2 protein-coding genes are annotated in these 15,160 nt (G+C 74.4%); both read left to right on the top strand.

Annotated elements, in window-relative coordinates:
• The first annotated feature begins 47 nt into the window (after positions 1-47).
• Positions 48-4,976: a type I polyketide synthase gene (locus ACZ6TD_RS06680; protein WP_471351567.1), complete on the top strand. Its 4,929-nt coding sequence runs from the start codon at positions 48-50 to the stop codon at positions 4,974-4,976.
• 57 nt (positions 4,977-5,033) lie between these two features.
• Positions 5,034-15,140: a type I polyketide synthase gene (locus ACZ6TD_RS06675; protein ID WP_471357521.1), complete on the top strand. Its 10,107-nt coding sequence runs from the start codon at positions 5,034-5,036 to the stop codon at positions 15,138-15,140.
• The last annotated feature ends 20 nt before the right edge of the window (positions 15,141-15,160 follow it).

Here is a 15,160-nt window from a genome sequence, read left to right as displayed (position 1 = left end):
GCCCCGGCCGCCACCGACGTTCCGGCCCTCTTGAGGAGCTGACGACCATGGACAACGAGAAGAAGCTGCGCGACTACCTCAAGCGGGCCACCGGCCACCTCCGCGCCGCACACCGCCGGATCCAGGAGCTGCAGGCCCCCGAGCCCATCGCCATCGTGGCGATGAACTGCCGCTACGCGGGCGACATCCGATCCCCCGAGGACCTGTGGCAGGCCGTGGCCGAAGGCCGGGACGGCATGGGCGACTTCCCGGCCGACCGGGGCTGGGACCTGCCGAACCTCTTCGACCCGGACCCCGACCGCGAGGGCCGCACCTACGCCCGCCAGGGCGGGTTCCTCCAGGACGTGGACCAGTTCGACCCGGCGTTCTTCGGTATCTCGCCGCGCGAGGCCCTCACCATGGACCCACAGCAGCGGCTGCTGCTGGAAGTGGTGTGGGAGACCTTCGAACGGGCCGGAATCGACCCGGGCACCCTGCGCGGCAGCGACACCGGCATCTTCATGGGCGCCACCGACTTCGACTACGCCCGCGATCTGACCGAGCTCCCCGAGGGGCTCGAAGGCCAGATGTCCATGGGCGCCTCCGGCGCCATCCTCTCGGGCCGGGTCGCCTACACCCTGGGCCTGGAGGGACCGGCCGTCACGGTCGACACCATGTGCTCGTCCTCGCTGGTGGCACTGCACATGGCCTGCCAGGCGCTGCGCCAGGGCGACTGCTCGATGGCGCTCACCGGCGGCACCACCGTGATGTCCACGCCGAGCGGCTTCATCGAGTTCAGCCGCCAGCGGGCGCTGTCCGCCTCCTCCCGCTGCCAGGCGTTCTCCTCGACGGCCGACGGCACCGCCTGGGGCGAGGGCGTCGGGGTGCTGCTGCTGGAGCGGCTCTCGGACGCCCGCCGCAACGGCCACACCGTGCTCGCGGTGGTCCGCGGCAGCGCCGTCAACCAGGACGGCGCCAGCAACGGCCTCACCGCGCCCAACGGCCGTGCCCAGCAGCGGGTGATCCGCCAGGCGCTGGCCAACGCCACCCTGTCCGGCACCGACGTGGACGTGGTCGAGGCACACGGCACGGGAACGTCGCTGGGCGACCCCATCGAGGCGAACGCCCTGCTGGCCACGTACGGCAGGAACCGCCCGGCCGACCGGCCGCTGTGGCTCGGCTCGCTGAAGTCCAACATCGGCCACACGGCCGCCGCCGCGGGAGTCGGCGGTGTGATCAAGATGGTGCAGGCGATCCGCCACGGCGTGCTGCCCAGGACCCTGCACATCCAGGAGCCGTCGCCCAATGTGGACTGGTCCTCGGGCGCCGTCGAACTGCTCACCGAGGCCCGGCCGTGGCCGGAGACCGGGCGGGTCCGCCGCGCCGGGGTGTCCGCCTTCGGCGCCAGCGGCACCAATGCCCACGCCATCATCGAGCAGGCCCCCGAGGCCACCGGGCCCGCGGACACGTCAACCGAGGGCGTGCCACCGGTGGGCGACGCGGCGGTGCCGTGGGTGCTGTCGGCCAAGACCGAGTCCGGTCTGCGCGGGCAGGCGGAGCGGCTGCTGGCACGCCTCGCGGAGGGTCCGGAGCCGTCCCCGGCGGATGTGGGCTTCTCGCTGGCCACCACCCGCGCCCGCTTCGACCACCGCGCGGTGGTGGTCGGTGGCGGCGTCGAGGACTTCCGCGCCGGGCTGACGGCGCTCACCCGGGCCGAGCCCGGTGGCCTCGTGGCCCAGGGCGTGGCGGGCCATGCCGGGAAGCCGGTGTTCGTGTTTCCGGGGCAGGGGTCGCAGTGGGTGGGGATGGCGGTGGGGTTGCTGGATGCTTCGCCGGTGTTCGCGGGTCGGTTGGCGGAGTGTGAGGTGGCGCTGTCGGGGTTTGTGGACTGGTCGTTGGCTGAGGTGTTGCGGGGTGGGGGTCCGGGGTTGGGGCGGGTGGATGTGGTGCAGCCGGCGTTGTGGGCGGTGATGGTGTCGTTGGCGGAGGTGTGGCGGGCGTGTGGTGTGGTGCCTGCCGCGGTGGTGGGGCATTCGCAGGGGGAGATCGCGGCGGCGGTGGTGGCGGGTGCGCTGTCGCTGGAGGACGGCGCGCGGGTGGTGGCGCTGCGGTCGCAGGCCATCGGGCGTGGGCTGGCGGGGCGTGGCGGGATGATGTCCGTCTCGGAGAGCGCTGAACGGGTGCGGGAGCGGATTACCGCCTGGGACGGTCGGATATCGGTGGCGGCGGTCAATGGCCCCGGCTCGATCGTGGTGTCCGGTGACCCGGAGGCGCTGCGTGAACTCCAGGCGGAGTGCGAGGCCGAGGAGGTACGGGCGAAGCTGATCCCGGTGGACTACGCGTCCCACTCGGCCCAGGTGGAAGCGCTCCGCGAGGAACTGCTCGACCTGCTCGCCCCGATCCGCCCACGCACCTCGGACATCACCTTCCACTCCACCGTCACGGGCACACCCCTGGACACCGCGGGTCTGGACGCCGGGTACTGGTACAGCAATCTGCGGGAGACGGTCGAGCTGGAGTCTGCGGTGCGGGCCCTGTCCGCCGCCGGGTTCGGCACGTTCCTCGAGATGTCCCCGCATCCGGTGCTGACCATGCCGCTCCAGGCGACCGCCGAGGACGCCGTGGTGGTGGGGTCGCTGCGCCGCGACGAGGGCGGTCCGGAGCGGTTCCTGGCCTCGCTGGGCGAGGCGTTCGTGCGGGGCGTGGCCGTCGACTGGGCCGCGGTGTTCGCCGGGCTGGGGGCGTCCGTGGTGGAACTGCCCACCTACGCCTTCCAGCGGCAGCGCTACTGGCTGGAGCGGCCCCCGGCGCAGGCGGCCGCCACCGGGGGCGACCCGGTGGACGCCGAGTTCTGGGACGCCGTGGAGCGCGAGGACCTGGCCGCGCTGACCGCCGCGCTGGAGGTGGACGCCGACGAGGAGCGGTCGTCGCTGCGGACCGTGCTCCCGGCGCTGTCCTCCTGGCGGCGCGGCCGCCGCGAGCGGTCCGTGCTCGACTCCTGGCGCTACCACGTCACCTGGAACCGGGTGCCGGACCCGGCCTCCGCGGCCCTGACCGGCACCTGGCTGCTCGCGGTCCCGGCCCGGCACCTCGTCGGAGACCCCGCCGGACACCCCGGCACCGCGCTCATCGACGCGGTACGCGGCGGCCTGGAGACCCACGGCGCCACGGTCGTCACCGTCGAGGTGGCCGAGGCGGACCGCGCCGCGGTCGCCGCGCGGCTCGCCGAGGCCACCGCCGGGGCCACCCCGGCCGGGGTGCTCTCACTGCTCGGGCTCCCCGACGCACCGCACCCCGCACACGCGGGCGTGCCCATGGGACTCGCGCTCACCCTCGCCCTCGTCCAGGCCCTCGGCGACACCGGGGTGGACGCTCCGCTGTGGCTGGCCACCCGTGGCGGCGTGTCCGTCGGCGGCACCGATGCCCTCGACAGCCCCGCCCAGGCGGCCGTATGGGGACTGGGCCGCGTCGCCGCCCTCGAACACCCCCAGCGCTGGGGCGGCATGGTCGACCTGCCGGACACCGTGGACGGCCGGGTGACCACGCGGCTGTGCGGCGCGCTCGCGGGCCGCCTCGACGACGAGGACCAGCTGGCCCTGCGACCCTCCGGGGTGTTCGTCCGGCGACTGGTACGGGCGGCGGAGCACCGGGGGAGCGGCCCGGCGTGGGCCCCCGAAGGCACCGTGCTGCTCACCGGCGGCACCGGTGGCGTCGGAGCCCAGATCGCCCGCCGGCTGGCCCAGGCCGGTGCCGAACACCTGGTGCTCACCAGCCGCCGTGGCCCCGAGGCGCCCGGCGCGGACAAGCTCAAGGCCGAACTGACCGAGCTCGGCGCCAAGGTCACCGTGGCCGCGTGCGATGTGGCCGACCGCACCGCGCTGGAGGCGCTCGTACGGCAGGTGGAGGCCGAGGGCCCGCCCATCCGTTCCGTACTGCACATCGCCGGTGCCGGTGTGCTCGTCCCGCTCGCCGACACCGATCTGGCCGAGTTCGCGGACACGGCGGAGGCCAAGGTCGCGGGCGCGGCGAACCTGGACGCCCTCTTCGACCGGGACACACTCGACTCCTTCGTGCTCTTCTCCTCCATCTCCGCCGTCTGGGGCAGTGGCGAACACGGCGCGTACGCCGCCGCCAACGCCTATCTCGACGGGCTGGCCGAGCACCGCCGGGCCCGCGGGCTCACCGCCACCTCGGTGGTGTGGGGCATCTGGAGCCCCGAGGAGGGCGGGATGGCCGCCAACCTCGCCGAGGAGCAACTGCGCGGCCGGGGCATCCCCTTCATGTCCCCCCGGCTCGCCATCGACGCCTTCTGGCAGGTGATGGAGCGGGACGAGACCGTGGTCGTGGTCGCCGACGTGGACTGGGAGCGGTTCGTCCCCGTCTTCACCTCGGCCCGGCCCAGCCCGCTCATCGGCCAGGTGCCCGACGTGGCGCGGATCCTCGCCGTCGACGCCGACACCCGGGCGGACGCGACCGGCGAGTCCTCCTCGCTGCGCGACCGGCTGGCCGGGATGGCACCGGCGGACCGGCAGGTGGCCGTGCTGTCGCTGGTGCGCTCGCAGATCGCCACCGTCCTCGGCTACTCCGGCCCCGAGGCCGTCGACGCCACGCGCGCCTTCCGCGAGCTGGGCTTCGACTCCCTGAGCGCCGTCGATCTGCGCAACCGCCTGGGCACCGCCACCGGGCTCCGCTTCCCCGTCACCGTCGTCTTCGACTACCCGAGCGCGGAGGAACTCGCCGGACACATCGGCGCCGAACTCTTCCCCGACGACACCGCCGCCACCGCCCTCGACCCCGAAGAGGCCGATGTCCGCCGGGCGTTGACCTCCATCCCCCTGCTCCGGCTCCGCGAATCCGGACTGCTGGACGAGCTGCTGCGGCTGGCCGGTTCCCACGACCCCGCCACCGCACCGGCGGACGAGGAGCCCACCGAGTCCATCGACGACCTGGACGTGGATGACCTCGTGCGCATGGCCTACGACAAGAACGACCTCTGACGAGACTCGACTGCGGAGCTGACAATGGCAAACCCAACCGACAAGATCGTTGGCGCGCTGCGGGAGTCTCTGAAGGAGACCGAACGGCTGCGCCGGGTCAATCAGCAACTCACCGCCGCCTCCCGGGAACCCATCGCCATCGTCGCGATGAGCTGCCGCTACCCCGGCGATGTGCGCGGCCCCGAGGACCTGTGGGAGCTGGTCACCGGCGGGCGCGACGCCATCTCCGGATTCCCCGGCAACCGCGGTTGGGACCTGGAGAACCTCTACGATCCGGACCCCGACCGGCAGGGCACCGTCTACGCCACCGAGGGTGGATTCCTCCACGACGCCGACCAGTTCGACCCCGCGTTCTTCGGTATCTCGCCCCGCGAGGCCACCGTGATGGACCCCCAGCAGCGGCTGCTGCTGGAGACCTCCTGGGAGGCGTTCGAGCGCGCCGGAATCGATCCGGCGGCGCTGCGCGGCAGCAAGACCGGCACCTTCGTGGGTGCCGCCTACCAGGGCTACGTCCCCGACTGGCCCCATATGCCCGAGGGTCTTGAGGGCCATCTGGTCACGGGCATCTCGGCGAGCATCATGTCCGGCCGCATCGCCTACACCCTGGGCCTGGAGGGCCCGGCCGTCACCATCGACACCGCCTGCTCGTCCTCGCTGGTCGCCCTCCACCTGGCCTGCCAGTCGCTGCGCCAGGGCGACTGCTCGCTCGCCCTCGCGGGCGGCGCCGCCGTGATGGGCGCCCCGATGGGGCTCATCGGCTTCGCCCGGCAGCGCGGGCTGGCGCAGGACGGCCGCTGCAAGGCGTTCGCCGAGGGGGCCGACGGCATGGGCCTCGGCGAGGGCGTCGGCATGCTGCTGCTGGAGCGCCTTTCGGACGCCCGGCGCAACGGCCACAAAGTGCTGGCCGTCGTGCGCGGCTCGGCCGTCAACCAGGACGGCGCCAGCAACGGCCTCACCGCCCCCAACGGCCGTTCCCAGCAGCGGGTGATCCACCAGGCGCTCGCCAACGCCGCGCTGACGGCGGAGCAGATCGACGCGGTCGAGGCCCATGGCACCGGCACCCCGCTGGGCGACCCGATCGAGGCGGGCGCGCTGCTCGCCACGTACGGGAAGGACCGCGCGGCGGACCGCCCCGTGCTGATCGGCTCGCTGAAGTCCAACATCGGCCACCCGCAGGCCGCCGGTGGTGTCGGCGGTGTGATCAAGATGGTGCAGGCCATGCGCCACGGCCTGCTGCCCAGAACACTCCACGCCGAGGAGCGCTCCTCGCGGATCGACTGGTCGGCGGGGGCGGTGGAGCTGCTGACCGAGGCCAGGGAGTGGCCGCGCGGCGAGGAGCCCCGCCGGGCCGCCATCTCGGCCTTCGGGGCCAGTGGCACCAATGTGCACACCATCCTCGAGGAGGCTCCCGAGGAGGAGCCTTCGGAGGCCGTGGCCGAGGGGGACGCCCCGGTGGGCGGGGGAGTGGTGCCGTGGGTGCTGTCGGCGAAGAGCGCGGCGGGCCTGCGGGCGCAGGCCGAGCGGCTGCTGACGCATGTGACCGCGCGCCCCGGGCTGTCGCCGGCCGACATCGGCCACTCGCTCGCCACCACTCGCGGCCGCTTCGACCACCGCGCGCTGGTCCTGGGCGGCGACCGCGACGAGCTGATCGACGCGCTGGGCGCACTGGCGTCGGGCGGCGAGTCCCCGCGCGTGGTGCGCGGTGAGGGAGTGACGGCGACCGACGCCCGTCCGGTGTTCGTGTTTCCGGGGCAGGGGTCGCAGTGGGTGGGGATGGCGGTGGGGTTGCTGGATGCTTCGCCGGTGTTCGCGGGTCGGTTGGCGGAGTGTGAGGTGGCGCTGTCGGAGTTTGTGGACTGGTCGTTGGCTGAGGTGTTGCGGGGTGGGGGTCCGGGGTTGGGGCGGGTGGATGTGGTGCAGCCGGCGTTGTGGGCGGTGATGGTGTCGTTGGCGGAGGTGTGGCGGGCGTGTGGTGTGGTGCCTGCCGCGGTGGTGGGGCATTCGCAGGGGGAGATCGCGGCGGCGGTGGTGGCGGGTGCGCTGTCGCTGGAGGACGGCGCCCGGGTGGTGGCGCTGCGCTCGCAGGCCATCGGGCGTGGGCTGGCGGGGCGTGGCGGGATGATGTCCGTCTCGGAGAGCGCTGAACGGGTGCGGGAGCGGATCGCCGCCTGGGACGGTCGGATATCGGTGGCGGCGGTCAATGGCCCCGGCTCGATCGTGGTGTCCGGTGACCCGGAGGCGCTGCGTGAACTCCGGGCGGAGTGCGAGGCCGAGGAGGTACGGGCGAAGCTGATCCCGGTGGACTACGCGTCCCACTCGGCCCATGTCGAGGAGTTGCGCGACGAACTCCTCGACGTCCTGGCCCCGATCGCCCCGCGCCGCGCCGAGGTGCCGTTCTGCTCGACGGTCACCGGCGACACCATCGACACCACCGGGCTCGACGCCGGGTACTGGTACACCAATCTGCGGGAGACGGTCGAGCTGGAGTCTGCGGTGCGGGCCCTGTCCGCCGCCGGGTTCGGCACGTTCCTCGAGATGTCCCCGCATCCGGTGCTGACCATGCCGCTCCAGGCGACCGCCGAGGACGCCGTGGTGGTGGGGTCGCTGCGCCGCGACGAGGGCGGTCCGGAGCGGTTCCTGGCCTCGCTGGGCGAGGCGTTCGTGCGGGGCGTGGCCGTCGACTGGGCGGCGGTGTTCGCCGGGGCCGCGGTCGTGGAACTGCCCACCTACGCCTTCCAGCGGCAGCGCTACTGGCTCGAAGGCTCCTCAGCACCCGCAGAAGGCGAGGCGGAGGACGCGGACTTCTGGAAAGCCGTGGAGCGCGAGGACCTGGCCGCGCTGGCCGCCGCGCTGGAGGTGGACGCCGAGGAGTCGTCCCTGGCCATGGTGGTTCCGGCGCTGGCCGCATGGCGCCGGGCGCGCCGCGAGCGGTCCGTGCTCGACTCCTGGCGCTACCACGTCACCTGGAAGCCCCTGGGCGACGCCCTCACCTCCGCACACGACCGGTCGTCGGCCGGTGCCACCTGGCTGATCGCCGCGCCCGCCGGAGCGCCGGAAGGCCCGCGCGTCGCGGAGGCGCTGCGGGAACGCGGCGCCCAGGTACGGCTGGTGGAGCTGACCGAGGCCGACGCCGTACGCGAGACGCTCGTCCGCAGGCTCGGCGAGGCCACGGCGGACGCGCCACCGACCGCGGCGCTCTCGCTCCTCGCGCTCGTCGAGGACCCGTACCGCGCGGGCACGGCGCAGCCGCTCGGCCTGGCCCTCAACCTCGCCCTGCTGCAGGCGCTCGGCGACACCGGTGCCGACATCCCGTTGTGGTACGCCACGCGCGGGGCGGTGTCCGTGGGCCGCGCGGACGCGCTGGACCATCCGCTCCAGGCGCTGAGCTGGGGCCTGGGCCGGATCGCGGCCGTGGAGTACCCGCGGCGCCGGGGCGGTCTGGTGGATCTGCCCGGCACCCTCGACGACCGCGCCGTCGCGCGGCTGTGCGGTGTGCTCGCGGGCCTGCTGACCGACGAGGACCAGGTCGCGGTGCGCGCCTCCGGCGTCCACGGGCGCAGGCTGGTCAGGGCCTCGGCGGCGCCGGCCGACGCCACCGCGCCGTGGCGGCCGCGCGGCACCGTACTGGTGACCGGCGGCACCGGCGGCCTGGGCGCCCATGTAGCGCGCTGGCTGGCCCGGGGCGGCGCCGAACACCTGGTGCTCACCAGCCGTCGGGGACCGGACGCCCCTGGAGCGGCCGAACTCGCAGCAGAGCTCCGGGAGTCGGGGGCCCGGGTGACCGTGGCCGCGTGCGACGCCGCCGACCGCGACGCGCTGGCCGGCCTCCTCGCCACGCTGGACGCGGACGAGGCCCCGCTCGACGCGGTCGTCCACACCGCGGGCGTCCTGGACGACGGGGTGCTCGACACCCTCACCCCCGAGCGCGCCGACGGGGTGCTGCGCCCGAAGGTGGACGCGGCGCTCCATCTGCACGAGCTCACCCGTGACCGCGAGCTGTCCGCCTTCGTGCTCTTCTCCTCCTTCGCGGGCACGCTCGGCGGCCCCGGCCAGGGCAGCTACGCGGCCGCCAACGCCTTCCTCGACGCGCTCGCACACGCCCGCCGCGCCCAGGGCCTCCCCGCCACCTCCGTGGCCTGGGGCGCGTGGTCCGGCGGCGGACTGGTGGACGAGGCGGTCGAGGCGCGGCTGCGCGCCACCGGCATGCCCGCGATGGCGCCCGACCTGGCGATCGCCGCCCTCCAGCGCGCCCTGGACGTGGCCGACACCCAGGTGGCGGTGGCCGATGTCGAGTGGGACCGGCTCATCGCCGCCACCCCCTCCCTGGACGGGGCCGCCGTGCTCGGCGAACTCCCCGACGCGCGGCGGGCGGAGGCGGCGGCCGCCACCACGGGCGAGGCGGACACCCCGCTGGCCCAGCGGCTGGCCGGGCTGTCGCCGCAGGAGGCCGAGGACGCGCTGGCCGACCTCGTCAGCACCGAAGCGGCCGCCGCCCTCGGCTACTCCGACACCGCGGCGGTCGAGGCCGGGCGCGCCTTCCGCGAGTTGGGCTTCGACTCGCTGACCGCCGTCGACCTGCGCAACCGGCTGAACGCGGCCACCGGACTGCGGCTGCCGGTCACCCTCGTCTTCGACTACCCGACCGTCACCGCGCTGGCCCGCTTCCTGCTGGCCGAGAGCGGCGCCGGTGAAACCGGGGCCACCGCCCCGGCGGGCCCGGTGCCCGCCGCCGTCGCGGTGGACGACGACCCGATCGCCATCGTGGCCATGAGCTGCCGCCTCCCGGGCGGGGTGACCACCCCCGAGGAGCTGTGGCGGCTGCTGATGGACGGCCGGGACGCGGTCTCGGACTTCCCCACCGACCGCGGCTGGGACATCGAGGGCCACTACGACCCGGACCCCGACAAGCCGGGCACCTTCTACGCCACCGGCGGTGGCTTCCTCCACCAGGCCGACCACTTCGACCCCGAGTTCTTCGGGATCTCACCGCGCGAGGCGCTCGCCATCGACCCGCAGCAGCGGCTGCTGCTGGAGACCAGCTGGGAGGCGTTCGAACGGGCCGGGATCGACCCGGCCTCGGTGAAGGGCACCCAGGCCGGAGTCTTCATCGGCGCCAGCTACAACGACTACGGATCGCGCTTCACCCGCGCGCCCGAGGAGTTCGAGGGCTATCTGGCCACCGGCAGCGCGAGCAGCGTGGCGTCCGGGCGCATCTCGTACACCTTCGGCCTCGAAGGGCCCGCGGTCACTGTGGACACCGCCTGCTCCTCCTCGCTGGTCGCCCTCCACCAGGCGGCCCAGGCGCTGCGTCAGGGGGAGTGCTCGCTGGCGCTCGCGGGCGGCGTCGTGGTGATGTCCACGCTGGACACCTTCATCGAGTTCAGCCGGCAGCGGGCCATGGCCCCCGACGGCCGCTGCAAGGCGTTCTCGGCGGACGCCGACGGCGCCGGGTGGGCCGAGGGCGTCGGCATGCTGCTGCTGGAGCGGCTGTCCGACGCGCGGAGACACGGCCACGAGGTGCTGGCGCTGGTGCGTGGCTCGGCCGTCAACCAGGACGGCGCCAGCAACGGCCTCACCGCCCCCAACGGCCCCTCCCAGCAGCGGGTGATCCGCCAGGCGCTGGCCGGTGCGGGCCTGTCGGCCGCCGATGTGGACGCGGTCGAGGCCCATGGCACCGGCACCCGGCTCGGCGACCCCATCGAGGCACAGGCCCTGATGGCCACCTACGGCCAGGGGCGGGACACCGGCCGGCCGCTGTGGCTGGGCGCGCTGAAGTCCAACATCGGCCACACCCAGGCGGCTTCGGGCGTCGCGGGGGTCATCAAGACGGTCCTGGCGCTGCGCCACGGCGTACTGCCGAAGACCCTCCACGCCGATGAGCTCTCGCCCGACGTGGACTGGTCGGCCGGTGCGGTGGAGCTGCTGACCGAGGCCCGCGAGTGGCCCGAGACGGGACGGCCGCGGCGCGCGGGCGTGTCCGCCTTCGGCGTCAGCGGCACGAACGTCCATGTGGTGCTGGAGCAGGGCCCCGAGCACCCCGCGCCGGTGGCCGAGCGGTCGGTCGACTCCGATGTGGTGCCGTGGGTGCTCTCCGCGCGCGGCGAGACGGCGCTGCGGGCGCAGGCCGGGCGGCTGCGGGCCCATCTGGAGGAGCGGCCGGAGCTGCGCCCGGTCGATGTCGGCTACGCGCTGGCGACGGGCCGCTCGGCCTTCGGCCACCGCGCCGTGGTCGTCGGCACCGAGCGGGAGGAACTGCTGCGGGGCCTGGCGGAACTGGCCTCGGGCACGGCGCGGGAGACGGTGGCAGACGCCGGGAAGACGGCCTTCCTGTTCACCGGGCAGGGCGCTCAACGGCTCGGCATGGGACGAGAGTTGTACGACGCCTATCCGGTGTTCGCGGCGGCGTTCGACGCCGTGTGCGCGGAGCTGGACCGCCATCTGGACGGTTCGGTGCGGGAGGTGGTGTTCGGCGAGGACGCGGAGCCGCTGAACCGGACCGTGTTCACCCAGACCGCGCTGTTCGCCCTCGAAGTGGCGCTGTACCGGCTGGTCGAGTCCTGGGGCTTGGCGCCGGACTTCCTGGTCGGCCACTCGGTGGGGGAGCTGGCGGCCGCCCATGTGGCCGGGGTGTTCTCGCTGCCGGACGCCTGTGCGCTGGTGGCGGCCCGGGGGCGGCTGATGCAGGCGCTGCCGGAGGGCGGTGCGATGGTGTCGCTCCAGGCGGCCGAGGCCGAGGTGGAGCCGCACCTCGAAGGCCACGAGGACCGGGTGAGCGTGGCGGCGGTCAACGGGCCGCGGGCGACCGTCATCTCCGGTGACGAGGACACCGTCCTGCGGATCGCGGAGGCGACCGGGGCCAAGAGCAAGCGGCTCACCGTGTCCCACGCCTTCCACTCGCCGCTGATGGACGCCATGCTCGCCGAGTTCGGCACGGTGGCCGCCGGAATCGGCTACTCCGCGCCGCGCATCGCGGTGGTGTCCAACGTCACGGGTGAGGCGGCGGGCGAGGAGCTGTGCTCGCCGGAGTACTGGGTGCGTCACGTGCGCCGGGCGGTGCGCTTCGGGGACGGCATCCGCTTCCTCGCCGAGCGGAATGTGACCCGCTTCGTCGAGATCGGCCCGGCCGGTGTGCTCTCCGCAATGGGCCAGGAGTGCCTGGCCGAGGCCGACGCCGAGACCGCGTTCGTCCCGCTGCTGCGCAAGGACCGTGGTGAGGCCGAGTCGCTGCTGGCGGGTGTGGGCCGGGTGCACGCCCACGGTGGCGCGGTGGACTGGGAGCAGGTGTTCGCGGGCCGTGGCGCCCGCCGGGTGGAGCTGCCCACGTACGCCTTCCAGCGGCAGCGCTACTGGCTCGACGCGCCCGCCACCGTGGGCGATGTGGGCTCGGCCGGTCTCGGCCCGGCCGGGCATCCGCTGCTGGGCGCCGCCGTCGAACTCGCCGACAGCGACGGCCTGGTGCTCACCGGGCGGCTGTCCACGCGCGGCCAGCCCTGGCTGGCCGACCACGCGGTCTCCGGCGTGGTCCTCTTCCCGGGCACCGCCTTCCTGGAGCTCGCGATCCAGGCCGGTGACCGGGTGGGCTGCGACCGGGTCGACGAGCTGACCCTCCAGGCGCCGCTCATCCTCCCCGAGCGCGGCGCCACCACCCTGCAACTGGTGGTGGACCCGCCCGAGGAGGACGGCCGGCGCGCCCTGAACGTCTACTCCCGCCCCGCGGACGCGGACCGTGAGGTGCCGTGGACCCGGCACGCCACGGGTGTGCTGGGGGCCGGCGCCGCCGAGGGCTCGTACGACCTGGGCGGGGCCTGGCCACCGCCGGGTGCCGAGCCGATCGAGGTCGAGGACCTGTACGAGCGGTTCGCCGCGGGCGGCTTCGGCTACGGACCGTCGTTCCAGGGGCTGCGCGCGGCCTGGCTGCGCGGTGACGAGGTGTTCGCCGAGGTGCGGCTGGCGCAGGAGCAGCAGTCCGCCGCCACCGCCTATGGCCTGCACCCCGCCCTGCTGGACGCCGCGCTGCACACCATCGCGCTCGGCCCGATGCTCCAGGCGGGCGAGGGCCGGTTGCCGTTCTCCTGGACCGGGGTGACGCTGCACGCCTCCGGGGCCGGTGAGGTACGGGTGCGGCTCACGCCGAGCGGCACCGACACGGTGGCCCTGACCGTGGCGGACACCATCGGACGGCCGGTGGCCACCGTCGAATCGCTCGTACTGCGCAAGCGGCCCGAACGGCTCGGCGACGCCGCCACCGGCGGCGACACGCTCTACCGGCTCGACTGGGTGGCCGCCGACACCTCCGCGGTGACGCCCGAACAACCCTCCGGGCACTGGGGCCTGCTCGGCGACGACGACTTCAAGCTGGTCGGACTCGATGTGCACACCTACCCGAACCTGGAGGCGCTGCCGGCCGACCCGGCCGCCGTGCCCGCCACCGTACTGGTGCCCTGCGCACCGGAGCCCCAGGGCGTGGCCGACGCGGTACGGGCCGCGACCCACCGGGCGCTGGCGCTGCTCCGGGCGTGGCTGACCGAGGAGCGGTTCGCCGACTCCCGCCTGGTCTTCATCACCCGGGGCGCGGTGGCCACCACGCCCGGCGTGGACGTACCCGATCTGGCGCACGCCGCCGTCTGGGGCCTGGTGCGCTCCGCGCAGTCGGAGAACCCCGACCGGTTCGTGCTCGTCGACCTCGACGAGCACGAGGAGTCGGCGCTCGCCCTGCCGACCGCGCTCGCCCTGGACGAGCCGCAACTCGCCGTCCGCCAGGGTGACATCGCGGTGGCCAGGCTCGCCACCGCCCCCGTCCCCGAGGCCACCCCGCCCGCCTGGGACCCCGAGGGCACGGTGCTGGTCACCGGGGCCACCGGCACCATCGGCGGCGTCATCGCCCGCCATCTGGTGGCCGAGGGCGGAGTGCGGCATCTGCTGCTCACGAGCCGCCGTGGCCCGGACGCCGAGGGCGCGGCCGAACTCCGTGCGGAATTGGCGGAGTTGGGCGCCCAGGTCGCCCTCGCCGCCTGCGATGTGGCCGACCGGGAGGCGCTGGCCGCGCTGCTGGCCACCGTCCCCGCCGCACATCCGCTGACCGCCGTCGTGCACACGGCGGGCGTCCTGGACGACGGTGTGGTCTCCTCGCTCACCCCCGAGCGGATCGACCGGGTGCTGCGGCCCAAGGTCGACGCCGCGCTCACCCTGCACGAGCTGACCCGCGACCTCGGCCTGTCCGCGCTCGTCCTGTTCTCCTCCATCGCCGGCACCTTCGGCGGGATGGGTCAGGGCAACTACGCGGCGGCCAACGCCTTCCTCGACGCCTTCGCCCAGCACTGCCGCGCCCAGGGCCGGCCCGTCCAGTCACACGCGTGGGGGCTGTGGGCCCAGCGCAGCGAGATGACCGGCAAGCTGGAGGGCGCCGATCTGGACCGGCTGGCGCGCGGTGGCATCGTGCCGTTCTCCTCGGAGGACGGCGCCGGGCTCTTCGACGCCGCACGCGCCGTGGACTCCGCCGTCGTGCTGCCGATGCGGCTCGACGCCGCGGCGCTCGGGGCGCGGTCCGGTGACGTACCGGCGCTGCTGCGCGGGCTGGTGAGGGCCGCGCCCGCCGCCAGGCCCGCCCGGCGGACAGCCGCCGGAGCCGGGGCCGCGTCCGCGCGGCCCGAGGGGCTCAAGCAGCATCTGACGAGCCTGCCGGAGGCCGAGCGCGGCCGGTTCCTGCTGGATCTGGTCCGCACCACCGTGGCCGGGGTGCTGGGCTTCGCATCGGTGGCGGCCGTCGAGGCGGAGCGCGGTCTGCTGGACCTCGGCTTCGACTCGCTCACCGCGGTGGAACTCCGCAACCAGCTCGGCAAGGCCACCGGCCGGCGCCTGCCGGTGACGCTGCTCTTCGACTACCCCACCTCCACGGCGATCGCCGCGTACCTGGAAGCGGAGATCGCCCCGGAGGCATTCACCACCGCGTCGATGACCTTCCCGGAACTCGACGCCCTGGAAAGCAACCTGGCCAGGGTCGCCGCCGACGACGAGGCGCGCACCACACTCGCCGCGCGCCTGCAGGACCTGCTGGTACGGCTCGGCCAGGGCCCGGAGGACGCGGAGGACGCGGTCGCCGGCCGCATCGACGTCGCCTCGGACGACGAGATCTTCGACTTCATCGAGAACGAACTCGGCCTGTAGTGCACGGAGTTGGAATTCAC

The sequence above is a fragment of the Streptomyces yongxingensis genome (assembly GCF_055597465.1).
This window is presented reverse-complemented; position numbering and strand designations above follow the sequence as displayed.

Bases quoted from the DNA above. Each gene is read 5' to 3' on its own strand.
- ACZ6TD_RS06680 (WP_471351567.1), top strand. From the start codon at position 48: ATGGACAACGAGAAGAAGCTGCGCGACTACCTCAAGCGGGCCACCGGC.